General features: G+C 54.5%; 25 protein-coding genes. 8 read left to right on the top strand and 17 right to left on the bottom strand.

Translation table 11 applies throughout. The features are described 5' to 3' along the window. On the top strand, nt 1-414 hold a 414-nt coding region (locus CRO33_RS15480; protein WP_141399016.1), incomplete at its 5' end, for a transposase. 43 nt (nt 415-457) lie between these two features. On the opposite strand, the gene emrB is transcribed toward CRO33_RS15480, so the two are convergent. The 11 genes from emrB to CRO33_RS15425 all read right to left on the bottom strand — a co-directional run bounded on the left by emrB (nt 458) and on the right by CRO33_RS15425 (nt 12,829). Further along, on the bottom strand, nt 458-1,996 hold the full coding sequence (gene emrB / locus CRO33_RS15475; RefSeq protein ID WP_141399025.1) for a multidrug efflux MFS transporter permease subunit EmrB: 1,539 nt from the start codon (nt 1,994-1,996) through the stop codon (nt 458-460). Nucleotides 1,997-2,010: 14 nt separating this feature from the next. Next, complete coding sequence (gene emrA / locus CRO33_RS15470; RefSeq protein WP_097118707.1) at nt 2,011-3,183, bottom strand: multidrug efflux MFS transporter periplasmic adaptor subunit EmrA; 1,173 nt, start codon at nt 3,181-3,183, stop codon at nt 2,011-2,013. A 149-nt stretch (nt 3,184-3,332) separates the two neighbouring features. Next, a complete protein-coding gene (gene mprA / locus CRO33_RS15465) occupies nt 3,333-3,863 on the bottom strand; it encodes a transcriptional repressor MprA (RefSeq protein ID WP_034825472.1) in 531 nt (176 codons plus the stop codon). A gap of 653 nt (nt 3,864-4,516) precedes the next feature. After that, nucleotides 4,517-5,512, bottom strand: a complete 996-nt coding sequence (gene proX / locus CRO33_RS15460) for a glycine betaine/L-proline ABC transporter substrate-binding protein ProX (RefSeq protein WP_058959187.1) — start codon at nt 5,510-5,512, stop codon at nt 4,517-4,519. Nucleotides 5,513-5,575: 63 nt separating this feature from the next. After that, the gene (gene proW, locus CRO33_RS15455; protein ID WP_097118695.1) at nt 5,576-6,838 is read right to left on the bottom strand and encodes a glycine betaine/L-proline ABC transporter permease ProW; all 1,263 of its coding nucleotides are present in this window, start codon (nt 6,836-6,838) and stop codon (nt 5,576-5,578) included. After that, on the bottom strand, nt 6,835-8,031 hold the full coding sequence (gene proV, locus CRO33_RS15450; protein ID WP_034825478.1) for a glycine betaine/L-proline ABC transporter ATP-binding protein ProV: 1,197 nt from the start codon (nt 8,029-8,031) through the stop codon (nt 6,835-6,837). The genes proW and proV overlap by 4 nt, the downstream gene beginning before the upstream one ends. 412 nt (nt 8,032-8,443) lie before the next feature. Continuing rightward, nucleotides 8,444-9,403 (bottom strand): class 1b ribonucleoside-diphosphate reductase subunit beta, encoded by a 960-nt coding sequence (nrdF, locus tag CRO33_RS15445; protein ID WP_097118706.1) that lies wholly within the window; start codon nt 9,401-9,403, stop codon nt 8,444-8,446. An 8-nt stretch (nt 9,404-9,411) separates the two neighbouring features. Next, the gene (nrdE, locus tag CRO33_RS15440; protein WP_097118694.1) at nt 9,412-11,550 is read right to left on the bottom strand and encodes a class 1b ribonucleoside-diphosphate reductase subunit alpha; all 2,139 of its coding nucleotides are present in this window, start codon (nt 11,548-11,550) and stop codon (nt 9,412-9,414) included. After that, complete coding sequence (gene nrdI, locus CRO33_RS15435) at nt 11,529-11,933, bottom strand: class Ib ribonucleoside-diphosphate reductase assembly flavoprotein NrdI (RefSeq protein WP_034825480.1); 405 nt, start codon at nt 11,931-11,933, stop codon at nt 11,529-11,531. The genes nrdE and nrdI overlap by 22 nt, the downstream gene beginning before the upstream one ends. Nucleotides 11,934-11,936: 3 nt before the next feature. Continuing rightward, nucleotides 11,937-12,179, bottom strand: coding sequence for a redoxin NrdH (locus tag CRO33_RS15430; RefSeq protein ID WP_038645282.1), 243 nt, complete (start codon nt 12,177-12,179; stop codon nt 11,937-11,939). 332 nt (nt 12,180-12,511) lie between these two features. Next, nucleotides 12,512-12,829: a DUF883 family protein gene (locus CRO33_RS15425; protein ID WP_058959185.1), complete on the bottom strand. Its 318-nt coding sequence runs from the start codon at nt 12,827-12,829 to the stop codon at nt 12,512-12,514. 149 nt (nt 12,830-12,978) lie between these two features. Between CRO33_RS15425 and CRO33_RS15420 the strand changes: the two genes are divergently transcribed. The 4 genes from CRO33_RS15420 to CRO33_RS15405 all read left to right on the top strand — a co-directional run bounded on the left by CRO33_RS15420 (nt 12,979) and on the right by CRO33_RS15405 (nt 16,306). Continuing rightward, a complete protein-coding gene (locus CRO33_RS15420; RefSeq protein WP_034825485.1) occupies nt 12,979-13,317 on the top strand; it encodes a DUF2002 family protein in 339 nt (112 codons plus the stop codon). 135 nt (nt 13,318-13,452) lie between these two features. Beyond that, nucleotides 13,453-14,862 carry an S-methylmethionine permease gene (gene mmuP / locus CRO33_RS15415; protein ID WP_034825488.1) on the top strand — a complete coding sequence of 470 codons (1,410 nt, stop codon included), beginning with the start codon at nt 13,453-13,455 and terminating at the stop codon, nt 14,860-14,862. After that, entirely contained in the window at nt 14,852-15,787 is a 936-nt protein-coding gene (gene mmuM, locus CRO33_RS15410) for a homocysteine S-methyltransferase (protein ID WP_097118693.1), read from the top strand. Before mmuP ends, mmuM begins: the two co-directional genes overlap by 11 nt. A gap of 96 nt (nt 15,788-15,883) precedes the next feature. After that, entirely contained in the window at nt 15,884-16,306 is a 423-nt protein-coding gene (locus CRO33_RS15405) for a hypothetical protein (protein WP_038645291.1), read from the top strand. Nucleotides 16,307-16,485: 179 nt separating this feature from the next. On the opposite strand, the gene speG is transcribed toward CRO33_RS15405, so the two are convergent. Then, nucleotides 16,486-17,031: a spermidine N1-acetyltransferase gene (speG, locus tag CRO33_RS15400; protein WP_034825496.1), complete on the bottom strand. Its 546-nt coding sequence runs from the start codon at nt 17,029-17,031 to the stop codon at nt 16,486-16,488. 229 nt (nt 17,032-17,260) lie between these two features. Between speG and CRO33_RS15395 the strand changes: the two genes are divergently transcribed. Genes CRO33_RS15395 through CRO33_RS15385 form a run of 3 tightly spaced genes read left to right on the top strand, consistent with a single transcriptional unit; the run spans nt 17,261 to nt 19,871 of the window. After that, nucleotides 17,261-18,220, top strand: a complete 960-nt coding sequence (locus tag CRO33_RS15395) for an ABC transporter substrate-binding protein (RefSeq protein WP_097118692.1) — start codon at nt 17,261-17,263, stop codon at nt 18,218-18,220. Nucleotides 18,221-18,240: 20 nt separating this feature from the next. Continuing rightward, nucleotides 18,241-19,086 (top strand): ABC transporter permease, encoded by an 846-nt coding sequence (locus CRO33_RS15390; protein ID WP_097118705.1) that lies wholly within the window; start codon nt 18,241-18,243, stop codon nt 19,084-19,086. Next, nucleotides 19,086-19,871 (top strand): ABC transporter ATP-binding protein, encoded by a 786-nt coding sequence (locus CRO33_RS15385; RefSeq protein ID WP_058959180.1) that lies wholly within the window; start codon nt 19,086-19,088, stop codon nt 19,869-19,871. The genes CRO33_RS15390 and CRO33_RS15385 overlap by 1 nt, the downstream gene beginning before the upstream one ends. Before the next feature lie 144 nt (nt 19,872-20,015). Here CRO33_RS15385 and CRO33_RS15380 read toward each other — a convergent pair whose 3' ends face one another. From CRO33_RS15380 to CRO33_RS15360, 5 genes are read right to left on the bottom strand one after another with little or no spacing between them, the layout of a single operon-like run. Beyond that, nucleotides 20,016-20,681: an ABC transporter ATP-binding protein gene (locus tag CRO33_RS15380; RefSeq protein ID WP_097118691.1), complete on the bottom strand. Its 666-nt coding sequence runs from the start codon at nt 20,679-20,681 to the stop codon at nt 20,016-20,018. Continuing rightward, nucleotides 20,674-21,507, bottom strand: a complete 834-nt coding sequence (locus tag CRO33_RS15375; RefSeq protein ID WP_097118690.1) for an ABC transporter ATP-binding protein — start codon at nt 21,505-21,507, stop codon at nt 20,674-20,676. Before CRO33_RS15375 ends, CRO33_RS15380 begins: the two co-directional genes overlap by 8 nt. After that, nucleotides 21,497-22,354, bottom strand: coding sequence for an ABC transporter permease (locus CRO33_RS15370; RefSeq protein WP_097118689.1), 858 nt, complete (start codon nt 22,352-22,354; stop codon nt 21,497-21,499). The genes CRO33_RS15375 and CRO33_RS15370 overlap by 11 nt, the downstream gene beginning before the upstream one ends. Beyond that, the gene (locus CRO33_RS15365) at nt 22,351-23,403 is read right to left on the bottom strand and encodes an ABC transporter permease (RefSeq protein WP_097118688.1); all 1,053 of its coding nucleotides are present in this window, start codon (nt 23,401-23,403) and stop codon (nt 22,351-22,353) included. Before CRO33_RS15365 ends, CRO33_RS15370 begins: the two co-directional genes overlap by 4 nt. Beyond that, the gene (locus tag CRO33_RS15360) at nt 23,403-24,971 is read right to left on the bottom strand and encodes an ABC transporter substrate-binding protein (protein ID WP_097118687.1); all 1,569 of its coding nucleotides are present in this window, start codon (nt 24,969-24,971) and stop codon (nt 23,403-23,405) included. The genes CRO33_RS15365 and CRO33_RS15360 overlap by 1 nt, the downstream gene beginning before the upstream one ends. Between the last annotated feature and the right edge of the window lie 170 nt (nt 24,972-25,141).

Here is a 25,141-nt window from a genome sequence, read left to right as displayed (position 1 = left end):
CTCTACAGTCATCGCTGGGAGATAGAGCTGGGATATCGTGAAATAAAGCAGGGTCTCCAGGACAGCAGGCTCACGCTTCGCAGCAGGAAGCCGGAGATGATAAGGCAGGAGCTGTGGGGCGTGCTGCTGGCCTACAATCTGGTGAGATATCAGATGATAAGAATGGCCTCAACGCTGAAGGGATACTGGCCTAACCAGCTCAGCTTCAGGGAATCGACAGCGTGGGTGATGAAACTGCTCTGGACACTTGAAGGCGCTTCGCCTGGGCGTATCCCGGAACTGGTAAAGGACGTAAGTTCGATAGCAGAGATGGTCAGACTACCGGGACGACGGGAGCGCTCGTTCCCAAGGGTGGTGAAAGAGAGACCCTATAAATATCCGACAGCCAGAAGAAAAAATGCCAGTCAGGCTTAACTGACTGGCATTAGGCCGAAAGGCCCGTTTTTGTTTCTACTGTTTAGTGCGCGCCACCACCACCACCGCCCGCGCCAAATGGCGGACGTGCAAACCACACCAGAACCAGCAAGATCAAAAATACTCCCGCTGATGCCCAGAAGATCTCATTCGCTGAGATAATCAGGCCCTGATTGGTAATTTGCTGTGCAATGTAGGCTGAAGCTTGCTGCTGCGTCATGCCCATGCTTTGCAGTTGGTCATACATCTGCTGCGAATTCGGGTTGAATGGATTCACCGATTCAGACAGATAGCTGTGGTGCATCGATTCGCGATCCGTCCACATAGTGGTGGTGATCGACGTACCGATTGAACCGGCCAGCGTACGCACAAAGTTCGACAGGCTCGATGCTGCTGCCATACGCTCTGGCGGCAACCCTGACAGCGTAATGGTGGTCAGTGGCATAAAGAAGCACGCCACGGCAAAGCCCTGAATAAACTGCGGCCATGCCGACGCACCAAAATCCATCCCCGGCTCAAACGTATACGCACGCCAGTAGAAGCACACCGCGTACATGATAAAGCTGAAGGTCACCAATCGCCGCATATCCAGCTTGTGGGCAAAGCGACCAATGATGGGCGACAGGATTACCGGAATGATGCCGACCGGCGCTGACGCCAAACCTGCCCAGGTGGCGGTGTAGCCGTATACCTCCTGCAGCAACTGGGGCAGCAACACGATCGAGCCGAAGTAAAGCATGTAAGCCAGGCTGATCGACAAACAGCCGATGGTGAAGTTGCGCTTTTTAAACAGCGACAAATCGACAATCGGATGGTCGTCCGTTAGCTCCCACACCAACAGCACTGCCAGCGCCACCACGGCGACTACCGTGAGTACGATGATTTCCGTGGAGCCAAACCAGTCGAGTTCTTTACCCCGGTCGAGCATCACCTGCAGCGAACCAATCCCCACGACCAACAGAACCAGACCGACGATATCAATCGGGCGGATCTCGGTTTTGGTTTCGCGTCCTCGCAGGGTTTGCAGAGTCAGCGCGACGACGACCACACCAATCGGGACGTTGATAAAGAAGATCCAACCCCAGTGGTAGTTATCACTGATCCAGCCGCCGAGAATCGGGCCGCAGATCGGAGCTACGATCACCGTCATTGCCCACAGCGAGAGCGCCACGCTGCGCTTGGCCGGCGGGTAGTTGTTCAGTAGCAAACTTTGCGACAGCGGAATCAATGGACCGGCAACCACACCCTGAATGATACGGAAGAAGATCAGCATCTCCAGACTTTCTGACATGCCGCAGGCCCATGAGGCCAGTACAAACAGAATGGTCGACCAGGTAAACAGCTTCACTTCACCAATACGTTTGGCTAGCCAACCGGTAATCGGTATCGAGATGGCGTTTGCCACCCCGAATGAGGTAATCACCCAGGTGCCCTGTGAGTTCGAGGCACCAAGGTTACCGGCGATCGTTGGGATCGCTACGTTAGCAATGGTGGAGTCGAGAACCTGCATAAACGTCGCCAATGATAAGGCGATGGTCATCAGGACTAACGGCGCACCTTCAAGCGGTTTTTGTGCCATCACAGCCTCCCGCGGAATTAATCGGCGTTGGCACGAACGATTTCAGTAATCAGCTTGTTAACCGGCGCGAGGTCGATTGCCAATGCGTTACTTTCATACGCCGCTTGTGGACGCACGCTACTGGCCAGTGTGGCCCCGTCTTTGTTCTGGGTATCCACTTTGACTAAGGTGGAGAGACCAATACGCAGCGGGTGTTCGGCCACCTGTTGCGGGTCCAGCTCAATACGCACCGGTAAACGCTGAACCACTTTGATCCAGTTACCTGTCGCATTCTGCGCCGGCAGCAGAGAGAAGGCGCTGCCGGTGCCCATATCCAGACCGACAACTTTGCCGTGATACTCTACGTCATCACCGTAAATATCGCTGATCACGGTAGCGGGCTGACCGATGCGCACACCGGAAAGCTGCGTTTCTTTGAAGTTGGCATCAATCCACAAATTCGTGGCAGGCACTACCGCCAGCAGCGGCGTGCTGGTGGAGATCTGCGAACCGACCTGAACACTACGACGCGAAATATAGCCATCCATTGGACTACGGATATCGGTGCGCTGCAGCGCCAGCCAGGCATCACGCAGTTCAGCCGCGCTTTGTTTGACGGCGGGTTGCTGTTGCAGATCGGTGTTCAGGATCATCGCCTGGTTCGCGTTGTACTGCTGCACGGCGACATCAAGTTGCGCTTTCGCCGTGGCCACGGCATCACGTGAGTGCTGCAGCTCTTCACGACCAATCAGGTTTGATGCACCCAGCGGCTCACGACGTTTCAGATCGGCTTCAGCCTGATCCAGCGCGGTCTGTTGCAGCTTGATGGTGGCCTGATACTGCTTGCCGTTGATCATCAATTGATGCGTCTGGCGGACGCTGGTGGCCAGTGCAGTCTGCGCTTTTTCAAACGCCTGCTCCGCATCGGTTTTATCCAGCGACACCAAAATATCGCCTTTTTTCACGAAGTCAGTGTCATCAAACCAGACTTTATTCACGCTGCCGGAAACCTGTGCCATCACCTGCACCTGATTACCTGACACATAGGCGTCATCGGTTTCCTGGAAATGGCGCAGCACCAAATACCAGTAGGCCAGATACGCCACCCCAATCAATACAAACACGATAGCCAGCAGGATCAGCACACCTTTGCGCTTCTTCTTTTTATTCGCTGGCTGTTGCGGGCTTTGCGCTTCCGCGGTCGCACTCATGTTGTTCTCCACGTTTTCCATTTAGCCGGGCTGTGTTGATCCATCAACACGGTTTCCCGAGTCGAAAAAGCCAGCGTATAAGACGCTGGCCGGATAAAAGGGGATTAAAATAGCGATTTCGGAAGGTGATTGTGTCGCACTTCTTGCTATTAGCGCGACAGGGAAGCGATAACCTGATCTTCATCCATTTTATCAAGACGGTTAAGCAACTTGCGCGTAATCGCTTCCAGCTGATCCTGCTCGGATGTAGAGAGCGAAGACCACAGATACTGCAGACTCTGATGCTGAGGCGGCAGCAGCTGACGTAAGAATTCGTTACCTTTCTCTGTCAGGTGCAGATGCAGGCAGCGACGGTCATTATCGCTCTCGCGGCGCTCGATCCAGCCGCGTTTTTCCAGCTCATCGGCAATACGTGTTGCATTAGTGCGTGAGGAACCCAGCGCAGAACTCAGTTCTGAAGGCTGGATGCTCTGGTTTTCTTGCGCATCAAGTGTAATCAGCGCCATGAATAAGGTCTCGTTAATTCCCTGCGCCTTCAACATCTTGTTGCGGTTATCCAGCAGTTTTCCCTGCATATGCATGCACAGACGAGTCAGGATGATTTCCTGCAACGGAAAATCTTTATGGCGGTTAGCACGGATGTTCAGCATCTGTTCAATGGGAGTAAACGAACTTTCCATTTTAAAAAAAACCTCTTAGTTGCAACTGGTATAGTAAGGATGGTGACAGATTAAGCGTAGTCATATTTTCCGCCAGTGATTGTTCGCACGATCACATTGTCAACATCTGGCATTCCAGGTCGTTCCATAACCCTGGGCACTTCGCCCTGACAATGTGCCACGCAGAATGGTTACATTGTCATCAATTCACATCGTGAAATATTTTTAAGAAAAAATAATTTCGCGAGAAAAAATAACTCTGGTGAATAACTGTGCTGCTAACCATAACAAACTCAATCATCAATGAATAGTCTTACTCACGTGATTGGGTTGGTCTTTACGCTTTCTAAACACTTTAGCTGAACGCATTACATAACAAAATCAATGGGTTAATTAACTTAATCGTAACAATTCCGGTACCAATACCGTACCAGCTAAAATGATGAATTGCATTCGTTGAGAGAATTTAACCTCAGGCATTGCAGAGGTAAGTCTCGGCTTAGCAGCATTCATGGCGGAAGAAAGGCGTAGATAATCATTTGTGGTTAATAGTAACCCAAAAAATTATTTCAATGGTGTGTTAATTGACAGGACGTACCAGTGCGCTATAACGCACGAACTTTGCGGGGATTGAGAACAAAAGCGGCCAAAAGGCCGCTTTTAAGGGAAGAGGATTACTTTGCCGCCGCTTGTGCGTCAGAAATCCACTTATCAAACTCGGCCTGATGGCCTTTGATCCAGCCATCTACGTGGCGATTGATGTCAGCTTCAGAAGCCTGACCCGCATGCATCGCCGCGTTTTCGGCGTTGATATCACCAATCGGCAATTTCATTTCAGCAAACAGTTTTGCCGCCGCCGGGTTCTTCTCAGCCCAGGCTTTGTTGGCCACAATGTGCATAGTGTTGACCGGGAAACCGTAATTTTTACCATTAGGCAGTTTGGTGTCCACTTTGCTCTGCTCGCCTGGCAGGGAAGAGAATGGCACCTGCAGCCAAACCACATCTTTACCCGGTTTGAGCACGTCGCTCAGCCAGTAAGGTGTCCAGGTGTAATAAAGGATAGGTTTGCCTTGCTTGTAGCGTGCCAGGGTGTCAGCCACCATCGCTGAATAGTTACCCATGTTGGCCGTAACCGTATCCGCCAGGCCATAGGCTTTATTCTGGTGGTTAATCACCGCTTCACAGCCCCAGCCCGGCGTACAGCCCGTCATGTCGGCTTTGCCGTCACCGTTGCTGTCGAACAGTTTGGCGATTTTCGGATCTTTAAGCTGTTCGATGTTGGTGATGTGATACTGCTCGGCGGTTTTCTTATCGATCAGATAACCCTGAGCAGCGCCGCCAACGTAAGTGCCTTCACGGTAAAACTTGTTATCACCGCCTGCCGCTTTATACATGTCGTCATGCAGCGGTTTCCAGTTAGTGGCTATAAAGGTGGCATCACCTGCCGCGATGGTGGTGTAGGCCACGTTGTAATCGACTTCGCCCGGCTTCTCAACGGTGTAGCCCAGTTTTTCCAGTGCGCGGCTGACAATCAGCGTCTGGAAAGTTTCTTCTGCGATGGTGCTTTGCAGCGGTTTAACGGTGATGCCTTTACCCGGCAGGTCGGCGGCGGACACGTGCGTCGCGGCGAACGTCGTCAGGACGGCAGCGAACAGAGCTGTCTTGCGCATAGTCATTCCTTATTTTACGTGTTGCGTCGGAGACGGACGGCCACGCTGGGCCGTCCATAGAAATCAGGCTTTTTTACTGAAGGGGCGCAGCAGCAGGCCAATTGGACCGGTGCTGTACCAGTGACGGTTGCCACGGCTGCGGCTATCACGGGCGAACGACTGAGTCAGGCGATCAAGGATAATCGCCAGAATCACGATACCCACGCCGCCGACAGTTGCCAGACCCATATCTAAACGACCGATACCGCGCAGCACCATCTGGCCTAAACCACCCACAGCGATCATTGAAGCGATAACCACCATCGACAGCGCCAGCATCAGCGTCTGGTTCACACCGGCCATAATGGTCGGCATCGCCAGCGGCAGTTGCACTTTAAATAGCATCTGACGTGGGCTGGCACCAAAGGATTCGCTCGCTTCGATCAAATCGGCAGGTACCTGCTTAATGCCAAGAATGGTCAGACGCACCATCGGCGGTAGCGCAAAGATGATGGTCACCACCACGCCCGGCACGTTACCGATACCGAACAGCATCACGATCGGCACTAAATACACGAAGGCCGGTGTGGTCTGCATCGCATCCAGCAACGGTCGGATAATGCGTGCCGCACGTTCACTGCGTGCCAGCCAAATCCCCAGCGGGAGGCCGATGATGATGCAGAACAGCAGGGCGGTCAGTACCAGCGCCAGTGTCACCATTGCTTGCGACCACGCGCCAATAGCACCAATCGCAATCAATGAAATGAGAGTCGCGATTCCCATGGCCGGGCTGGCAATTTGCCAGGCAATCAACGCAAATACCACTATCGCCACGGGCGCGGGCATGCCCAGCAGCAACTGCTGAAATGCGCTGAGGATATAGTCGACCGGCACGCGAATGCCCTGGAACACCGGGCGGAAATGGCTGACGACCCAGTCGATGCCTTCGGTCACCCAGCTGTCGAGTGGGATCCAGGTCTTGTGGAACGGATCCATGATATTGAAATGCTCGGGAGCCGGAGCAGGCGCGCTGTTGAGCCAGTCACTGCTGCTGGCGGCACTGCTGGCAGCATCATGTCCGCCGCTCGCCGTTGATGGATCACCCCATGCATCGGCTGAACCACTGCTACTGGCTGCGCTGCTGGCGGCATCATGTCCACCGCTCGCCGCTGAAGGATCGCCCCATGCATCGGCGGAACCGCTGCTGGACGTGCTGTCGGCGGGTGCGCTGCTGCTACTGCCGCCCCAGGGATCGCTACTGCTGGCTGCCGCGCTCGAATCTGTGGTCGCGGGTTGCTGCGTGGTCTGGCTGGCGCTATCCCACGGATTGCTGGTTTGTTCACTCATGACTGGGCTCCTTCACGATCTAAAGCGCGCAATAGCATGCTTTTGGAAATAATACCGACGTACTGATTCTCTTCGCCGACCACCGGCACCGCGCAGGGCGCTTGTGCAACGTGGGAGAGCAAATCGTTCAGTGAGGTATCCGCAGGAACCGCTAACGGCGTCTCAAGCAGGGCGCTATCCAGACCTTCACCCGCAGCCAGTGCCGCTTTAAGTGAATCGGTTGAAACTACGCCGACAAATTTCTGTTTCTCCAGCACATAGCCATATTCGCGGTCTTCATCCTGAAGCAGTTTAATGGCTGAACGTGGGCCAAAACCGGCCGCTTTACGAATCAGTGCACCGGCGCTGCGACGAGCAATATCCCTGGCGCTAAACACATGGCTAATATCGACCCCCCGGAAGAAGGTGCGCACATAATCGTTAGCGGGATTATTGAGGATTTCATCCGGCGTACCGACCTGCACCACTTCGCCACCCTGCATGATGGCGATGCGATCGCCAATACGCATGGCTTCGTCGAGGTCATGGGAAATAAATACGATGGTACGCTGATGTTTCGCCTGCAGTTTGACCAGCTCATCCTGCATTTCGGTACGAATAAGCGGATCGAGGGCGGAGAAGGCTTCATCCATCAGTAAAATATCGGGATTGATCGCCAGCGCGCGCGCTAATCCGACACGTTGACGCATACCGCCGGAGAGTTCATCTGGATAGGAGTGAGCATAATTATCCAGTCCCACCTGACGCAATGCTTCCAGCGCTTTTTCCTGACGTTCCTGTAACGGCACGCCCGCTAATTCCATGCCGAAGGCGGTATTATTCAGCACCGTCATATGGGGCATTAATGCGAAGGATTGGAATACCATGCTGATCTTATTTCTGCGCACTTCACGCAGTTCAGCATCCGATATTTTCGCAATATCGACACCGTCAATGATCACCTGGCCGCGAGTGGGCTCGATCAGACGATTGAGAAGGCGAACCATGGTGGATTTCCCTGAACCGGAGAGCCCCATGATGACGAAGATCTCGCCTTCTTCAATGGCCAGACTGGCATCTTTTACGCCGACGGAGAGACCGGTTTTCGCCAGAATACTCTCTTTGCTTTCGCCTTTCTCAATCAGCTTAAATGCCTTTTCGGGGTGATCCCCAAATACCTTATATAAGTTCTTTACTTCGAGTTTAATTGCCATGCAGTAATTAATTTCCCGGTTAAATGTTTAGCTATTTCTTGTAGTGATCTCGATTAAATTTAAGCGCCCTATAACCTAGCATAGTGAGAATATCTGACAACCCTTGGTTCGGATATTTGGCTGAGCGAGCGCGTGCAGATTGGCGATAATTCCAGTGCTCACAAGGGATGAGAGCGAATCATTTTTTTCTGAATTTTTTATGAAATTAACCCGCTTTCACGGCAAATGCTCAGTGAAACACGAATAAATTGCGCTTATGTAGGCGATATAATGGACGAATTAATGGCGCTAAAATGACAAAATAATGAAGGTGAGAAACGGAAATAACGAGAGAATATTTGGTAATCTGAACGGGAAATATCAAGGCGCTGAAAGGGCGCGCTGTGGCGCGCCCTGTGCTACATGCCAGAGGCTAGAAATTCCAGTCCTCGTCTTCGGTTTCCACGGCTTTTCCCATCACGTAGGAAGAACCTGAACCGGAGAAGAAATCGTGGTTTTCATCGGCATTCGGTGACAAAGCCGAGAGAATGGCCGGATTCACCGTCGTCAGCTCTGACGGGAACAACGCCTCATATCCCAGATTCATCAACGCCTTGTTAGCGTTGTAGTGCAGGAAGGTTTTCACCTCCTCTGCCCAACCGACATCCGCATACAGCGCTTCGGTGTATACCACTTCGTTTTCATACAGCGCCAGCAGCAAATCGATGGCAAATTGCTGCAGCTCTTCACGGCGTGTATCGTCAACTTTTTCCAGTGCCTTCTGGTACTTGTAGCCGATGTAATAACCGTGCACCGCTTCATCGCGAATAATCAAACGAATCAGGTCAGCGGTGTTGGTCAATTTACCACGGCTTGACCAGTACATCGGCAGCCAGAAACCGGAGTAGAACAGGAACGATTCCAGGAACACGCTGGCGATTTTCTTCTTCAGCGGGTCCTCGGCACGATAGTACTCCAGCACAATCTTCGCCTTGTTCTGCAACGCTTCGTTCTCTTCACTCCAGCGATACGCCGCATCGACATCGGCGGTGTTACACAGGGTGGAGAAAATCGAGCTATAGGAACGCGCATGCACTGCTTCCATAAAGCTGATATTCGACAGCACCGCTTCTTCATGCGGCGTGATGGCGTCTTCCATCAAGCCCGGCGCGCCGATCACGTTCTGGATAGTGTCGAGCAGCGTCAAACCGGTAAACACGCGGATGGTCAGCTGCTGTTGCTGGTGGTCCAGCGACTGCCAGGCTGGCAGGTCGTTGGACAATGGCACTTTTTCCGGCAGCCAGAAGTTGCTGGTCAGACGGTTCCACACTTCGAGGTCTTTTTCGTCCTGGATTCGGTTCCAGTTAATCGCTTGAATTTGTTTAAGTTGCATAGTTTTCATCACAATGAGCAGGAGACGCAGCCCTGGACTTCGGTGCCTTGCAGCGCCATCTGGCGCAGACGAATGTAATAGAGCGTTTTGATACCTTTCTTCCACGCATAAATTTGCGCTTTGTTGATGTCACGCGTGGTGACGTCATCGCGGAAGAACAGCGTCAACGACAAGCCCTGATCGACGTGCTGCGTGGCTTCGGCATAGGTATCAATAATCGCTTCCGGACCAATCTGGTACGCATCCTGATAGAGATCCAGATTCTCGTTGGTCATAAACGGCGCCGGATAATAAACGCGGCCGGTTTTACCCTCTTTACGGATCTCAATGCGCGACACGATCGGGTGAATACTCGATGTCGCGTGATTAATGTACGAGATCGAACCGGTTGGCGGCACCGCCTGTAAGTTCTGGTTAAACAAGCCGTGTTGCATCACTGATTCGCGCAATGCCTGCCAGTCTGCCTGCGTCGGTAACGCAATGCCTGCATCGGCAAAAATCTGTGCCACACGCGCGGTGCGTGGCAGCCAGGCGCGATCCACATACTTATCGAAGTAGTGACCGTTGGCGTACTGCGATTGTTCAAAGCCATCAAAACTCTGATTGCGCTCTTGTGCCAGCAGGTTCGACGTGCGCACCGCGTGATAGGTGACGCAGTAGAAGTAGAGATTGGTGAAATCCAGTGCCTCTTCCGAGCCATAAGCCATGCCTTCACGCGCCAGATAGCCGTGCAGGTTCATCTGACCCAGGCCCACCGCATGTGAACGACGATTGCCTTCCGCCACCGACGGCACCGAATTGATTTCACTCATCTCAGAAACCGCTGTTAAGGCGCGCACGGCGGTTTCAACGGTCTGTGCCAGATTGCGGGAATCCATAGCATGCGCGATGTTCAGCGAGCCGAGGTTACAGGAGATATCCTTGCCCACGCGGCGGTAGTTAAGATCGTCATAGAATTCGCTGGCGCTGTTAACCTGCAAAATCTCTGAGCACAGGTTGCTCATATTGATGCGACCAGCAATCGGGTTGTGACGGTTCACGCTGTCTTCGTACATGATGTACGGATAGCCTGACTCAAACTGAATTTCTGCCAGCGTCTGGAAGAAATCACGCGGCTTGATGTAAGTCTTACGGATACGATCGTCGGCCAGCATCTCTTCATACAACTCGCTGATGCTGATATCACCGAACGCCTTGCCGTAAATGCGCTCAACGTCATACGGCGAGAACAGCGCCATATCGCGATTCTCTTTCGCCAGCTGGAAGGTGATATCGGGGATCACCACGCCCAGCGACAGCGTCTTGATACGGATCTTCTCGTCGGCGTTTTCGCGTTTGGTATCAAGGAAGCGGAAGATATCGGGGTGATGCGCATTCAGCCACACCGCGCCCGCGCCCTGGCGTGCACCAAGCTGATTGGCGTAAGAGAACGCATCTTCCAGCATCTTCATTACCGGAATCACGCCAGACGACTGGTTTTCGATGCGCTTAATCGGCGCACCGGATTCACGCAGGTTAGAGAGCAGGAAGGCCACGCCGCCGCCACGTTTGGACAACTGCAGCGCCGAGTTCACCGCACGCCCAATCGATTCCATATTGTCTTCGATGCGCAGCAGGAAGCACGAGACTAACTCGCCGCGCTGCTGTTTACCGCAGTTGAGGAAGGTTGGGGTGGCTGGCTGGAAGCGGCCGCTGAGCATTTCTGCCAGCAATTCGCGTGACAGCGATTCGTTGCCGCGTGCCAGCGTCAGCGCCACCATGCAGGCGCGCTGCTCGAAAGTTTCGAGATAGCGTTTACCGTCGAAGGTTTTCAGCGTGTAGCTGGTGTAAAACTTCCACGCACCGAGGAAGGTGTGGAAACGGAAACCCCAGGCATCGGCTTCATCGTGCAGCTGGCACAGGAAACTGAAGTCGTACTGATTCAGTACCGTGGCTTCATAGTAGCCTTCCTCAACCAGATAGCGCAGGCGATCGGCCGCCGAAGCGAACTGTACGGTATTTGGCTCTACATGCTGCAGGAAGAACTGGCGCGTAGCCTCGTGATCTTTCTCGAACTGAATGCGGCCATCGGCGTCATACAGGTTCAGCATCGCATTGAGCGCGTGATAATCCAGCTGCGTGCTGTTCAGGGTGTCTGTCGTTGCCAAAATTGGGTTACTCCCGCTTTTACATTAGCGATATCGTCGGGGGTTCCCATCAGCTCAAAGCGGTAGAGATAAGGAACCTGACATTTCTGCGCAATAATGTCGCCTGCCAGGCAATAGCCTTCACCGAAGTTGCGGTTACCGGCAGCAATCACCCCGCGGATACCGCGTCGGTTGGCGTCATCATTGAGGAATTGAATCACTTGTCTGGGCACCGCACCCCGCGCACTGCCGCCGCCGTAGCTCGGCACCACTAAAATAAAGGGTTGGTCGATATGCAGGCGCTGCTTGCCATCAAGCGGTATGCGGCAAGCAGGCAGTCCCAGACGAGTGATAAATCGGTGCGTGTTTTCCGACTGGCTGGAGAAGTACACCAGTGGGAACATCGCTTATCCCCCGACAGCAGCGAGCTGGCGCAGGCTGGCGATTTTGTCAGGGCGGAAGCCGCTCCAGTGGTCATCATGGGTCATGACGACGGGCACCTGGCGATAGCCAAGGGATTTGAGGTTATCAATGGCTTCCGGTTGGGTATCGAGATTGATCAGCTGATAGTCGATACCTTTGCGGTCCATGGCATTTTTAGTCGCGTTGCACTGGACACAATTGTTTTTAGTGTAAATAATAATGCGCATGATTCGTATTTCCCTTTGATTGCGGTCTGGATGCGAGATACGAAGCAAAATCCTATTTGCAGCGAACTTCGTCCTTGACGACATCTGGTAGCGAGTTGATGGGTTGAATACTAGATGTAGTGCTCGTAGTGGTCAAGCCCACCAGATATAGGGATTTTGTATTTTTATCTTCGGATAAACGCTAACACCAGAGATCATGCACCTTCCAGGCCCGAAAATTTTTTTGTAAAGGCGAGGGTGGCAAAGTTTAGGTCAAATTTTGTGCGCTTTCATTTGCGGCAGGCACAAAAAAGCCCCGCAATCGCGAGGCTCTCTTTAAACGCTAATGACGGTTAACGGCGTGACATCAACAGCGCACCTAACACCAGACCCACGGCTGCACCGACACCCACGCCATGCCAGGGTTTGTCATGCACGTAGGCATCAACCTGATAACTGGCGTCACGCGCTGCCTGAGAAACGCGGCTGTTGCCGCCGTTCAGTTTTGCGCGGGTCTGCTTCAGCAGCGACTGTGCTTTGCTGCGTGCGCTATCCACTTCATCTTTGGCTTCGCTGCCGTAAGATTTAAGTAATGCTTCAAGCGAATCTGCCAGCTCATTCACATCCTGATTAATATCAATGTCATCGTTTTTGCTTACGCGATTAAACATTTTTTCGCTCCCTTTGATTTAACAAGTAATACTGAGTGTAGACGAAACGTGACTAAACGCAGGCATATGCCAGGCTTTAGGGAAATTCCGAATGTCCTGTATGTCGGGCTGTTGTAAGGTTGCGGGGCTGTGAGAAGAGAGGAGCAAGCATGTATTTACGTCCGGATGAGGTAGCGCGCGTACTGGAAAAAGCAGGGTTCGAAATGGACACCCTGACGCCAAAAATTTACGGTTATCGTCGTGGTGAAAATTATGTCTACGTCAATCGCGAAGCGCGCATGGGCCGCACCGCATTGATCATTCACCCCACGCTGAAAGAGAAAAGTCAGCACTTTGCCGAGCCCGCCTCAGAAATGAAAACCTGCGATCATTACACCCAGTTCCCGCTTTATCTGATGGGTGAATCCCAGGAACATTACGGTATTCCGCACGGTTTTAGCTCGCGTATCGCGCTTGAGCGCTATCTGCAAGGCGTATTTGGCGCCTGATGTGGTGCCCCGTTGACGCGGGGCCACCCCCCGACTTTTTAAAACCCTCACCCTTTGCCACGTTGCAAATTGACACGCTGGCGCGTATAACCCTGTGTCCATATAGATGTTCAGACGTCCATACGGATAAAAACCATGCAACAGCAGGAAACCCCTTCGCAGGAAAACTTTAAGCGCACCATGAAAGTGCGGCATCTGGTGATGCTGTCGCTCGGCGGCGTGATTGGCACCGGACTGTTCTTCAATACCGGCTATATCATCTCAACCACCGGTGCGGCGGGCACGCTACTGGCATATCTGATCGGCGCGCTGGTGGTGTGGCTGGTGATGGTATGTCTCGGCGAACTGGCCGTAGCGATGCCGGAAACCGGCGCTTTCCATGTCTATGCGGCGCGCTATCTCAGCCCGGCAACTGGCTATACTGTGGCCTGGCTCTACTGGCTGACGTGGACGGTGGCGCTCGGCTCCAGCCTGACCGCCGCCGGATTCTGTATGCAGTATTGGTTCCCCACCACGCCGGTGTGGCTGTGGTGTTTGGTGTTCTGCATCGCCATCTATCTGCTGAATATCGTCTCCACGCGTTTCTTCGCGGAAGGGGAGTTCTGGTTCTCCATCATCAAAGTGGTCACCATCATTGCCTTTATCATCCTCGGTGCAGGCGCGATGTTTGGTTTTATTCCGATGAAGGATGGCAGTGCCGCGCCGGGATTGAGTAACCTGACGGCTTCAGGCTGGTTACCGCACGGCACCTTGCCGATTCTGATGACCATGGTGGCGGTGAATTTCGCCTTCTCCGGCACTGAGCTGATTGGTATTGCCGCTGGAGAAACCGAGCAGCCGCAGAAAGCCTTGCCGCTGGCGATTCGCACGACCGTAGCACGATTGATTATCTTCTTTATTGGTACAGTATTTGTGCTGGCGGCGTTGATCCCGATGGATCAGGCGGGCATCGTCAAAAGCCCGTTTGTGCTGGTGTTCGAGAAGATCGGTATTCCCTATGCGGCCGATATCTTCAATTTCGTGATCCTGACGGCGATCCTGTCCGCCGCCAACTCGGGTCTGTATGCATCGGGCAGGATGCTGTGGTCACTGGCGAATGAGAACACCTTGCCGCGCTGTTTCGCCCAGGTGAACCGCCGTGGGATTCCGGTGTTGGCGATCACCGTCAGTATGCTGGGCGGCCTGCTGGCGCTGTTCTCCAGCGTGATCGCGCCGGATACCGTATTTGTGGCGCTGTCAGCCATTTCAGGTTTTGCGGTGGTGGCGGTGTGGCTGAGTATCTGTGCCTCGCACTATGTGTTCCGTCGTCGCCACTTGGCCGCAGGCGGTTCGCTGCAACAACTCGCCTATCGCGCGCCACTCTATCCTCTAACGCCGATTCTCGGTTTCCTGCTGTGCCTGCTGGCGTGTGTAGGGCTGGCCTTCGATCCGTCGCAGCGTATTGCGCTGTGGTGTGGCATTCCATTTGTGCTGTTCTGCTATGCCGCATACCATGTCACGCATCGACGTAACCTGAAGGCCGGGGAGGCCAATGATGTCGCGTAATCCTGTCGCAGAAGCCTTAACACAACATGACACACTGATTCTGGATGGCGCGCTGGCCACCGAACTGGAGGCGCGCGGTTGCAATCTCGCCGATGCGCTCTGGTCTGCCAAAGTGCTGATGGAAAACCCTGAGCTGATTTATCAGGTGCATTACGACTATTTTGCGGCCGGCGCCAATGTGGCGATCACCGCCAGCTATCAGGCCACGCCGCAGGGCTTTGCGGCGCGTGGGCTGGATGAGGCGCAAGCGCTCACATTGATCGAGCAAAGTGTGAAACTGGCACAACGTGCGCGTGATGATTATCGTGCGGCATCAGGCAGTGAAGCCGCTTTGCTGGTGGCCGGTTCCGTTGGGCCTTATGGCGCTTACCTTGCTAATGGTGCTGAGTATCGCGGTGATTACGCCCTGCCAGAAGCGGAGATGAAAGATTTCCATCGCCCGCGCGTCAAGGCGCTGTTGGACGCAGGCGTGGATTTGCTGGCGTGTGAAACCCTGCCGTCATTTGCCGAAGCGCAGGCGCTGGTGAGTTTGCTGGCAGAGTTCCCGAACTGCAGCGCATGGTTCTCCTTCACCCTGCGTGATGCGCAACACATCAGCGATGGCACGCCGTTAAGCCAGGTCGCTGAACTGGTCAATGCGGCACCACAGGTGGTGGCGATGGGCATCAACTGCGTAGAGCTGGAGAGCGTGACACCGGCGCTGCAAACCTTGCAGGCGCTGTGTGCTAAACCGCTGCTGGTTTACCCCAATTCCGGTGAACAGTACGATGCGAGCAGCAAAACCTGGCACTCGGCGCCATCGGGCTGCACGCTGCAGGATAAATTCCCTGAGTGGCAACAAGCGGGCGCACGGTTGATTGGCGGCTGTTGCCGCACCACACCGCAAGATATCGCGGCGATTGCCGCCTGTTGTCAACCGCAATAAAGGCCAGAAAAGCAGCACTGATAGGGCGATTGAGGCGAGTGAAAAGCAGGATAGGGCAGTTTAGACTGTCCTATCTGATTCTATAGCGGACCTGCCATGAACCTGCGACACCTTCTTCCTGCCACTGCATTGCTGCTGAGCGGCTGTGCCACCATTGTCGGCACGGAAACGCAGCCGGTAAAAATCGACTCTGTCCCGCAAGGCGCGCGTTTCACCGTGCAGGATGAGACCGGCCGCGCAGTGGCGCAGGGCTACACGCCACAAACCGTCGAGCTGGCAAAATCCACTGGTAATTATTTTGGTAAAAAACACTATCAGGTGATGCTGGAGAGTCCGGGCTACGTGCCGGTGACGCTGCCGATCGAGGCCAGTGCCAACCTGTGGTATCTGCTGGGTAATATCCCGTTACTGGGCTTCCCCGGCTGGCTGCTGGTGGATCCGTTCTATGGCGGCATGTACGACCTGAAACCTGAACATCCTCAGCCACGTCTCAACGTGGTGGGTGCGCGCGGCGGTTAAACCGCATGGCGCGGTCGCGGCGCAATTTTTTGTGCATCTCCGAAGCAGGTATGTCGCTGAGAGATGCGCGATAAACCGCGCTGCTAAGGTTCAGCATCATCTTTTTGGTTAAAAGCGATAAATCACTTAGCTGCCGTTTGATATTCAAGACGGCAGCGACAATGAGAGCCGATTTCAAGCTATTGTGCTGTCGGCTTCACCATGGCATGACCGGATTTATGCTGCGCCAGATACTGCTGCTGGAAAATGCACATGCGAATGGTATTGCGGTATTCACCATTGATGAAAAATTCGTGCTTCAGCACGCCTTCCACTTCAAATCCCAGTTTGGTGTAGATGTGAATCGCTTTCTCATTCTCCTGATCAACAATCAGGTAGAGTTTGTAGAGATTGAGCACCGAAAAGCCATAATCCATCGCCAGTTTAGCCGCCTGACTGGCTAAGCCTTTGCCCTGATGCCCCGGATCAATGATGATCTGAAACTCAGCGCGACGATGTACGTGATTGATCTCGACCAGTTCCACCAATCCCGCTTTTTGCCCATCGTGTTCAACGACAAAACGACGCTCTGTTTGATCGTGGATATGCTTGTCGTAGAGATCCGAGAGCTCGACAAAAGCTTCGTACGGCTCCTCAAACCAATAACGCATCACGCTGGCGTTGTTGTCTAACTGGTGCACAAAGTGCAGATCTTCTCGCTCAAGCGGACGCAATTTCACCGTCATACGGTGTTCCTTCTGTTGAAAAATTGGCGTGATTATAGCGCCATCCGCCGAAGGTTGCTTTCGCACCAGTGTGATCATCGGCATAGGGTTTATGCACCGTTTCAGTGCGCGATCTCAACCCCCTCTCCCCATCACAATGGGCTTTCACAATCTGGCACAGCCATTGCTTGGCTTGTATAGATAAGACTATACAACTGTTGTTTTTCATCACCTTTATCAGGAGTGGAAGATGGGCAAGCCAGTGAAACTCGTTGTTCGTGCATTAACCGCCGCAGTCCTGTGCGCCAGTGCTTTAGGAGCACAGGCGGCCGACACCAAAGTCGCCATCGGTATTTCCGGCTGGACCGGATTTGCCCCACTGACGCTGGCCGATAAAGCTGGGATTTTCAAAAAGCACGGCCTTGATGTCGATGTGAAGATGATCCCGCAGAGCAGCCGACATCTGGCGGTGGCTTCCGGCACCATCCAGTGCGCGGCGACCACGGTTGAAACCTACATCTCCTGGAACGCCGCAGGCGTGCCGATTAAGCAGATCGTTCAGCTGGACAAATCTTACGGTGCCGATGGCCTCGCCGCCCGCAGTGACATCACCAGCATCAAAGATTTGAAAGGCAAAACCATCGCGGTGGATGCGCCCGGCACCTCACCGTATTTCCTGCTGGCGTGGATGCTGGACAAAAACGGCATGACGATGAAAGACGTGCGTCTCGCGACCATGGCACCGCAGGCGGCGGCACAATCTTTTGCGGCGGGTCAAAATGATGCGGCCGTGACCTATGAACCTTATCTCTCGGTGATTCGCAACCAGCCCAAGGCAGGGAAGATCCTCGCCACCACGCTGGATTATCCGATGGTCATGGACACACTTGGCTGTACGCCGACGTTCCTGAAAGAGCATCCTCAGGCCGCGAAAGCGCTGGTGGCCAGCTATTACGATGCGCTGGAGATGATCATACAGCAGCCGGACAAGTCTAACGAGATTATGGGTGCAGCAGTAAAATCCACGGGCAAAGAGTTTGCGGAGTCAGCCAGTTATTTGCGCTGGCAGGGGCCGGAAGAGAACAAGAAATTCTTCAATGGCGAAATTGAAACCTTCAGTGATGAAGCCGGCAAACTGCTGCTGCGTGCAGGGGTGATCAAGAAAATGCCGGATGTGAAAAGCCTGTACGACGCCAGCTTTGTGCAGTAAGCAGGAGAAAGGAGATGGAGATGAGTAAAAGCCAACCCGTGACTCCGCCAGCAGCACTGCCGGATGCGCCACAGCGCTGGCACAATCCGTTGATGGTGCCGCTGAAAGCGATTTCGCTGCGCTTACGTGTCGCGCTCGGCGTGGCGTTCTTTGTGCTGTTTATCGCGGTATGGACGCTGGTAACGCTGGGCGGCATGGTGTCGCCTACTTTCCTCGCCGATCCTCTCACCATGCTGCAGCAAGGTGTGGTGCTGTTCACCGAGTACAACTTCTCGCTGGATATCGGCATGACGGTGATGCGCGTTCTGTCGGGCTTCCTGCTGGCGGCCGTGATAGGTGTGCCGCTGGGCATCATGATGGGCGCTTACAAAACCTGGGAAGCGTTTCTTGAACCCTTCGTCTCCTTTTGCCGTTATTTACCGGCCTCGGCGTTTGTGCCGTTGCTGATTCTGTGGGCCGGTATCGGTGAAACCCAGAAGATCCTGGTGATCTTTATTGGCTCCTTCTTCCAAATCGTCTTGATGGTGGCGGTCACCGTGAGCGGCGCACGTCGCGATCTGGTGGAAGCGGCCTACACGCTAGGGTGCAGCAACCGTTCGATCGTGCGTCGCGTGCTGATCCCCGGCGCGGCACCGGGCATTGCTGAACTGCTGCGCCTGGTGCTCGGCTGGGCGTGGACTTACGTTATCGTCGCTGAATTGATCGGATCGGAAAGCGGCATCGGCCATATGATCGTCGACAGTCAGGCATTGCTGAATACCGGGCAGATCATTTTCGGCATCATTGTGATCGGCTGCATTGGTTTGATCTCAGACTACTTGTTCAAAGTGCTCAATCGGCGCTTGTTTGCATGGAGCACCCTGTAATGAAACACAGCAAACTCAACGTGCGCGGCGTCGAGCGCATTTTTACCGGCCCCAAAGGCGAGCAAACTCAGGCGCTGCAGCCGATCCACTATCAGGTGGAGGAGAATGATTTCATCACTATTCTCGGACCCTCAGGCTGCGGAAAATCCACGCTGCTGCGCATCATCGCCGGACTGGATACGCCCACACGCGGGGAAATTTGGCTGGACGGTAAAAGCGTGGAAGGGCCGGGTGCCGATCGCGGCATGGTGTTCCAAAGCTACACGCTGTTCCCATGGCTGACGGTGGAGGAGAACATCCGCTTTGGCTTGCAGGAGCGCGGCATCAGTGCAGCGCAGCAGAAAGAGCGCAGCGACTACTACATCCAGCAGGTGGGATTACGCGGCTTTGCCCAGCACTATCCGCGCCAGCTCTCGGGCGGCATGCAGCAACGTACCGCGATTGCGCGCGCACTGGCCAACGATCCCAAAGTGTTATTGATGGATGAGCCGTTTGGCGCCCTGGATAATCAGACGCGCGTGATGATGCAGGAGCTGTTGCTGTCGGTGTGGGAGCAGTCGCGCAAGACTGTGCTGTTCGTCACCCACGATATCGATGAAGCAATTTTCATGGCTAACAAGGTAGCGATTTTCAGCGCCCGGCCGGGCCGCATCAAGCAGGAGGTAGCAGTGAATTTCAATAATGGGCGCGATTACACCATTAAAACCTCACCCGAGTTTATGGCGTTAAAGGCCGAAGTGACCGAGTCGATTCGCAGCGAGACGCTGCAGGCGATGGCGCATTAAGCAGAGATCATATTTGGCGTAAATTGAATGGTGCATCAATTTACGCCTGTCCGTGGCGGCACGATGGAGCATGCATCTGTTTGCGATATGATCGCTTTAGATGCGGATGAAAAAATCGCGCCGCAACGGTTGAGTGAAAATGCGTTAACCGACAATCCGACCCAACGCCATATGTGCCGCGCGGTCGCACATATGATCGATTACATCGGGATCGTGGCTCACCAGCACCATGGTCAATCCGTCATTCTGCTTCAAATCGTTGAGTAGATTGAGGATCTCCGCCTGCACCGACATATCCAGCGCCGAGGTTGGCTCATCCAGCAACAGGATTTTCGGCTCCAGTAGCAGGGCGCGCACAATCGCCACGCGCTGACGCTGGCCGCCGGACAGCTGATGCGGATAACGATCCGCCAGCGCTGGATCCAGCCCGACATGGCGAAAACCCTGATTGATGCGGTCGTTGATATTATCGCGCTTCAGCATCTTCAACGGTTCGGCCAGGGTGCGGCGCAGACGATGGCGTGGATGCAGCGAGGCATACGGATCCTGAAACACCATCTGCACATCACGACGCAGCGGGCCGGTAAAGGCTTTACCCGGTTGCACGTCGGTGCCCGCCAGTTGCATGCTGCCGCTCCAGAAGGGATTCAGTCCGGCCATCACCCACAGCAGCGATGACTTGCCGCAGCCCGATGGCCCGACCAGGCCAAAACACTCGCCCGCGGCCACCTGCAAGGATACGTCATGCACCACGGTGCGCAGTTCATAACCCTGCTTATGCGACACGCTCAGATTGTTTAACTCAATCATTGCTGGCCTCCAGCGCAGCACGATCCAGCACCGGCAAGCGTTCACCGTGCGTGGCTTTGCTCGGACGACAGGACCATAACGTGCGTGTGTAAGGATGAGTCGCATTAGATAGCTCTGCCGCAGGCAACGTATCCAGCAATTTGCCTTTGTACATCACCATCACGCGATCGCAGTGCTCAGAGACCTGCTGCAGATCGTGGCTGATCAGCAGTAAGCCCATATTGCGCTGCTCCACTAAACGACGAATCAGTGCCAGCACCTGATCGCGCATCGCATGATCAAGCGCCGAGGTCGGTTCATCGGCAATCAGCAGATCGGGATCGGTGATCAAAGCGATCGCCAGCATCACACGCTGCCCCATGCCGCCGGAAAGCTGATGTGGATAACGCTTCATCAACTGACGGGGATCCGGCAGACCGACCGCATCCAGCATCTCGCACACTTTCTCTTTACGTTCGGCACGGCTCAGTTTGCGGTGTAGCACCAGCGGTTCTTCGACCTGCCAGCCAATAGTGCGAGTCGGGTTGAGGGCGTATTTCGGATCCTGCATCACCATCGCCACTTTACCGCCGCGCAGGGCGATCCAGTCACGTTCGCGCAGGTTGAGCGCATCGGCACCCACCACCTGTAAACAATCCGCCTGCAACTGCAATGAAGGAGAGAGCAGCCCCATCAGCGAGCGGGCCGTCAGTGATTTGCCCGAACCGGATTCACCCACCAGCGCCACGCGCTCACGGCCAATTTGAAAGGCGATATTATCCACTAACAGCGTATCTTCGCTGCGGATGGTCAGCCCCTGCACATCAATTAACAGATCATTTGGCATGACGGGTATCCAGTCGGTCGCGCAGGCCATCGCCTGTCAGATTAAACGCCAGACTGGCGAACAGAATCGCACCGCCGGGGGCGGCAGCCACCCACCATTGGTCGAAAATCACTTTACTGCCTTCCGCCACCATCGAACCCCATTCGGCGGTTGGCGGTTGCACGCCCATGCCCAGGAAGCCCAAGCCCGCAGCGGAGAGAATGATGCCGCCGAGGCTCAGCGCCGCGCGCACCACGGCGGTTGGCAAACACAGCGGTAAAATATGGCCGAACATTAAGCGCAAACCGGTAATACCCTGCATGCGCGCAGCCGCCAGATAATCACTGCGGCGCAGTGCCAGGGTTTCCGCACGCGCCTGACGGGCAAACGGTGGCCAACTAGTGAGTGCCAGCGCCAGTGCGCCGTTCATCAATCCCGGACCGAGCATGGCCACCAGCGCCAGCGCGATCACCAGATTCGGCAGCGACAGGAAGATATCCGTGATGCGCATCAACACGCGTTCGGTCCAGCCGCCCACATAGCCGGCAGTCATCCCGACCAGAAGTCCCACCGGAATGGTCAGTACCAGAATCAGTGACACCAGCAGCAGCGTAGGACGCGCACCGTAAATCACGCGAGACAGTAAATCGCGGCCAAAGCCATCGGTGCCAAACCAGTGCAGCGCGGAAGGGGCCTGCAAACGCTGGGCGATCACCTGGGCGTTAGGATCAAAGGGTGCCAGCAGCGGGGCAAACAGCGCCATCGCCACCACGATCACCACCAGTGTCAGACCGATGGTCAGTGAAGTCACGCGCGCACGGCGGCGGCGCGGACGAACTGTCTCCAGTTCAGAGAGTTGTTGAGTCATCGTGTTCTCGGATCGGTTAACCAGGTGAGGGCATCGGCCACGGCATTAAGCAGAATAAAGCAACTGCCAATCAGCAGGGTCGAGCCGAGAATCGCTGGTGTATCAGAGGAAAACAGCGCGTTGGTCATGTAGCGTCCGACACCGGGCCAGGCGAAGACCGTTTCGGTTAACACCGAACCTTCCAGCAGGGTGGCGTAGGAGAGGGCGATGACCGTGATCAGCGTCCCCAGCACGTTGGGGAAGATGTGACGCAGCAGGATGCGAGTCCGCCCTGCGCCTTTGGCGCGCGCCAGAATCACATACTCTTTGCTGCTCTCTTCTAACAGCGCGGCACGCAATAAGCGTGTAATACCGGCCATCGCCAGTAAGCCAAGAATCATCACCGGCAGCCACAGATGGGCAATCGCATTGCGGAACATCTCTGGATCGCCAGATAGCCAGCTATCAATCAGCACAAAGCCGGTTTTCGGCTCCAGCGTGTAGATCCAGATATCATCCAACTGTCCCGGCCCGGCAGACCAATGCAACACCGCGTAAAACAGCAGCAGACCCAGCAGACCCAGCCAGAATACCGGAACGGAATAGCCGAGCAGCGAGATAAAGCGCGCTACGTTATCGATCACGCTGCCCGGCTTCCACGCGGCCAGCAAGGCTAAAGTGATGCCAAACACGGCGGCAAAGATCATCGCACAGGTGGCGAGTTCAATGGTGGCGGGGAAGGTGCGCATCAGATCCGTGCTGACAGGCTGATTGGTCAGATGCGAAAGCCCTAAATTGCCCTGCGCCAGATGGCTGATATAGCGCCAGAACTGTACCAGCACCGGCTGGTCGAGGCCGAGATCGTGGCGCACCTGTGCATAGGTGGCTTCGCTGGCGTGATCGCCGGCGATTTGCTGCACCGGATCAACCGGCGAAAGGTGCGACAGCATGAAAGTGAACGCTAACAAACCAATCAACGTCACCAGCAGCGATAACAGGCTGGTGACCAGACGGCTAAAACGTTGCCAGAGTGGCCGGGCGAACCCGGCCTGTGAAGCAGACACTGCCATTACTTAGAAACCTGCGAGTAATACACCATGTCTGGGTTAATCCCCTGCACATAGCCTTTCAGGTTATCGCGCAGCGCAATCAGGTTGCGCGCCTGCAAGCCGATCACGTATGGCGAGTTCTTCAGCACTTCGCGCTGCATCGCTTGGTACAGTTCAACACGCTTGTTGCTGTCCGCTTCAGCGGTGGCGGCCAGCGTCTGTTTACTCAGCTCTGGAATATGCCAGTCTGAACGGTAAGCAATGGTTTTGCTGCCATCTTCAGGGTTGTAAGCAAAGGAGGCGGCATTGGTATTCGGATCGAAGTAATCCGCACCCCATGCGTTCAGTGTCGCTTCGTACTGATGCGCTTTCACGCGAGTAGAGACTTCAGAACTCAGGCCCGGCTGCACTTCGACTTTCACGCCACCTTTGGCAAAGCTGCCCTGTAATGCCTGCGCAATATCCAGATATGGCGGTTGATTGCTGGTCGAGAGCTTAAAGCTGACGTTGGTTAAACCTGCTTTCTTAAGAATCGCTTTGGCTTTTTCCGGATCGTAGGTGTACGGGGTGTCATTCAACGCACCGAGGAAACCTTTAGGCAGGAAGGTTTGATGTACTTCGAACTGGCCTTTCAGCAGGTCGTTAGCAATACCTTTGTAGTCGAACAGGTAACGCGCCGCTTCCCACAGTGCCGGGTTCTTCAACACTGGATTCTCACCGACGTTGAACTGAATGTAGTAGAGCGAGGCCATCGGAATCGCTTCGGTCTTCACGCCCGTTTTGCCTTTCAGCGCCGCAATTTGGTCTGCGCCGAGGTTACGAGCAATATCCACATCGCCCTGTTCCAGCAGCAGACGACGCGCAGCAGGTTCCGGCACGTTCTTGATCAGGATGTTCTTCAGCTTCGGTGCGCCCGCCGGTGAGGTCGGGTTGGCGGTCAGCAGTACCACTTCATGCAGCACCACTTTACGAATCTGATACGGGCCGCTACCCGCTGAATTGGTGCCTAACCAGGCATGACCGAAGTCACCGTTTTTGGCATTCGCCTGTGCAGTTTTCTCATCCACAATCGAAGAGACCGGTGCAGACAGCAGGCTCAGCACATAGGCCGGGCTGACGTTGGCGCTCCAGCTGATCTGTACGTGATTGTCATCGACTTTCCTCAGGAAGGTATCAACATTGTCTTTATTCCAGCCGAGCTGCGTCAGAATAAAGGAAGGATCGAGGTTGAGTTTCACCACACGACCCAGCGAGAAGATCACATCTTCCGGACGAAGCGGGTTACCACTGGCGAATTGCGCGCCTTTGCGCAGTTCAAAAGTCAGGCTGCGGTTGTCACTGCCTGGCGTCCAGGAGGTGGCCAGCGTTGGCTTCAGATCGGTGGGATTGGTCGGATCCGACTGAACCAGACGTTGATAGATGTTAGTGAATGCTTGCACTGTGGTGAGTTCAAAGCCCTGTGCCGGATCGAAGCTATCTGCATCATCAGTCGACTGCGCAATCACCAGCGTATCTTTTGGTGTTGCGGCCTGAGAGGAGAAGGCGGCTACCAGCGATAAAGCCAGCAGTGAGGGAATGATTTTTTTCATGTTGTTTCCTTGCCTTAAAAAAGTAACGCGAGTTTACGAGAGCGCAGTAATGAAGAATAGTCAATTTATGGCTATACATATGCCTTACGGTTCTAAGCGCGGCGGATTGGTTATAAGCCTGTTAAATATGCTGTTATTGTTATCGCGCCGCGCAGTGCTACAGACTCGCT

Origin of the sequence: Pantoea sp. GL120224-02 (genome assembly GCF_900215395.1) — a bacterium.
GTDB classification, from domain to species: domain Bacteria; phylum Pseudomonadota; class Gammaproteobacteria; order Enterobacterales; family Enterobacteriaceae; genus Pantoea; species Pantoea communis.
This window is presented reverse-complemented; position numbering and strand designations above follow the sequence as displayed.

What these genes read in the sequence shown, in the direction of transcription:
- mmuP (WP_034825488.1), top strand. Translation starts at nt 13,453, where the DNA reads ATGCAACAGCAGGAAACCCCTTCGCAGGAAAACTTTAAGCGCACCATG.
- CRO33_RS15405 (WP_038645291.1), top strand. Translation starts at nt 15,884, where the DNA reads ATGAACCTGCGACACCTTCTTCCTGCCACTGCATTGCTGCTGAGCGGC.
- CRO33_RS15360 (WP_097118687.1), bottom strand. Translation starts at nt 24,971, where the DNA reads ATGAAAAAAATCATTCCCTCACTGCTGGCTTTATCGCTGGTAGCCGCC.
- CRO33_RS15365 (WP_097118688.1), bottom strand. Translation starts at nt 23,403, where the DNA reads ATGGCAGTGTCTGCTTCACAGGCCGGGTTCGCCCGGCCACTCTGGCAA.
- CRO33_RS15390 (WP_097118705.1), top strand. Translation starts at nt 18,241, where the DNA reads ATGAGTAAAAGCCAACCCGTGACTCCGCCAGCAGCACTGCCGGATGCG.
- CRO33_RS15420 (WP_034825485.1), top strand. Translation starts at nt 12,979, where the DNA reads ATGTATTTACGTCCGGATGAGGTAGCGCGCGTACTGGAAAAAGCAGGG.
- nrdI (WP_034825480.1), bottom strand. Translation starts at nt 11,933, where the DNA reads ATGTTCCCACTGGTGTACTTCTCCAGCCAGTCGGAAAACACGCACCGA.
- CRO33_RS15430 (WP_038645282.1), bottom strand. Translation starts at nt 12,179, where the DNA reads ATGCGCATTATTATTTACACTAAAAACAATTGTGTCCAGTGCAACGCG.
- CRO33_RS15380 (WP_097118691.1), bottom strand. Translation starts at nt 20,681, where the DNA reads ATGATTGAGTTAAACAATCTGAGCGTGTCGCATAAGCAGGGTTATGAA.
- mprA (WP_034825472.1), bottom strand. Translation starts at nt 3,863, where the DNA reads ATGGAAAGTTCGTTTACTCCCATTGAACAGATGCTGAACATCCGTGCT.
- speG (WP_034825496.1), bottom strand. Translation starts at nt 17,031, where the DNA reads ATGACGGTGAAATTGCGTCCGCTTGAGCGAGAAGATCTGCACTTTGTG.
- CRO33_RS15385 (WP_058959180.1), top strand. Translation starts at nt 19,086, where the DNA reads ATGAAACACAGCAAACTCAACGTGCGCGGCGTCGAGCGCATTTTTACC.
- emrA (WP_097118707.1), bottom strand. Translation starts at nt 3,183, where the DNA reads ATGAGTGCGACCGCGGAAGCGCAAAGCCCGCAACAGCCAGCGAATAAA.
- CRO33_RS15375 (WP_097118690.1), bottom strand. Translation starts at nt 21,507, where the DNA reads ATGCCAAATGATCTGTTAATTGATGTGCAGGGGCTGACCATCCGCAGC.
- proX (WP_058959187.1), bottom strand. Translation starts at nt 5,512, where the DNA reads ATGCGCAAGACAGCTCTGTTCGCTGCCGTCCTGACGACGTTCGCCGCG.
- mmuM (WP_097118693.1), top strand. Translation starts at nt 14,852, where the DNA reads ATGTCGCGTAATCCTGTCGCAGAAGCCTTAACACAACATGACACACTG.
- proV (WP_034825478.1), bottom strand. Translation starts at nt 8,031, where the DNA reads ATGGCAATTAAACTCGAAGTAAAGAACTTATATAAGGTATTTGGGGAT.
- CRO33_RS15425 (WP_058959185.1), bottom strand. Translation starts at nt 12,829, where the DNA reads ATGTTTAATCGCGTAAGCAAAAACGATGACATTGATATTAATCAGGAT.
- CRO33_RS15395 (WP_097118692.1), top strand. Translation starts at nt 17,261, where the DNA reads ATGGGCAAGCCAGTGAAACTCGTTGTTCGTGCATTAACCGCCGCAGTC.
- proW (WP_097118695.1), bottom strand. Translation starts at nt 6,838, where the DNA reads ATGAGTGAACAAACCAGCAATCCGTGGGATAGCGCCAGCCAGACCACG.
- CRO33_RS15370 (WP_097118689.1), bottom strand. Translation starts at nt 22,354, where the DNA reads ATGACTCAACAACTCTCTGAACTGGAGACAGTTCGTCCGCGCCGCCGC.
- nrdF (WP_097118706.1), bottom strand. Translation starts at nt 9,403, where the DNA reads ATGCAACTTAAACAAATTCAAGCGATTAACTGGAACCGAATCCAGGAC.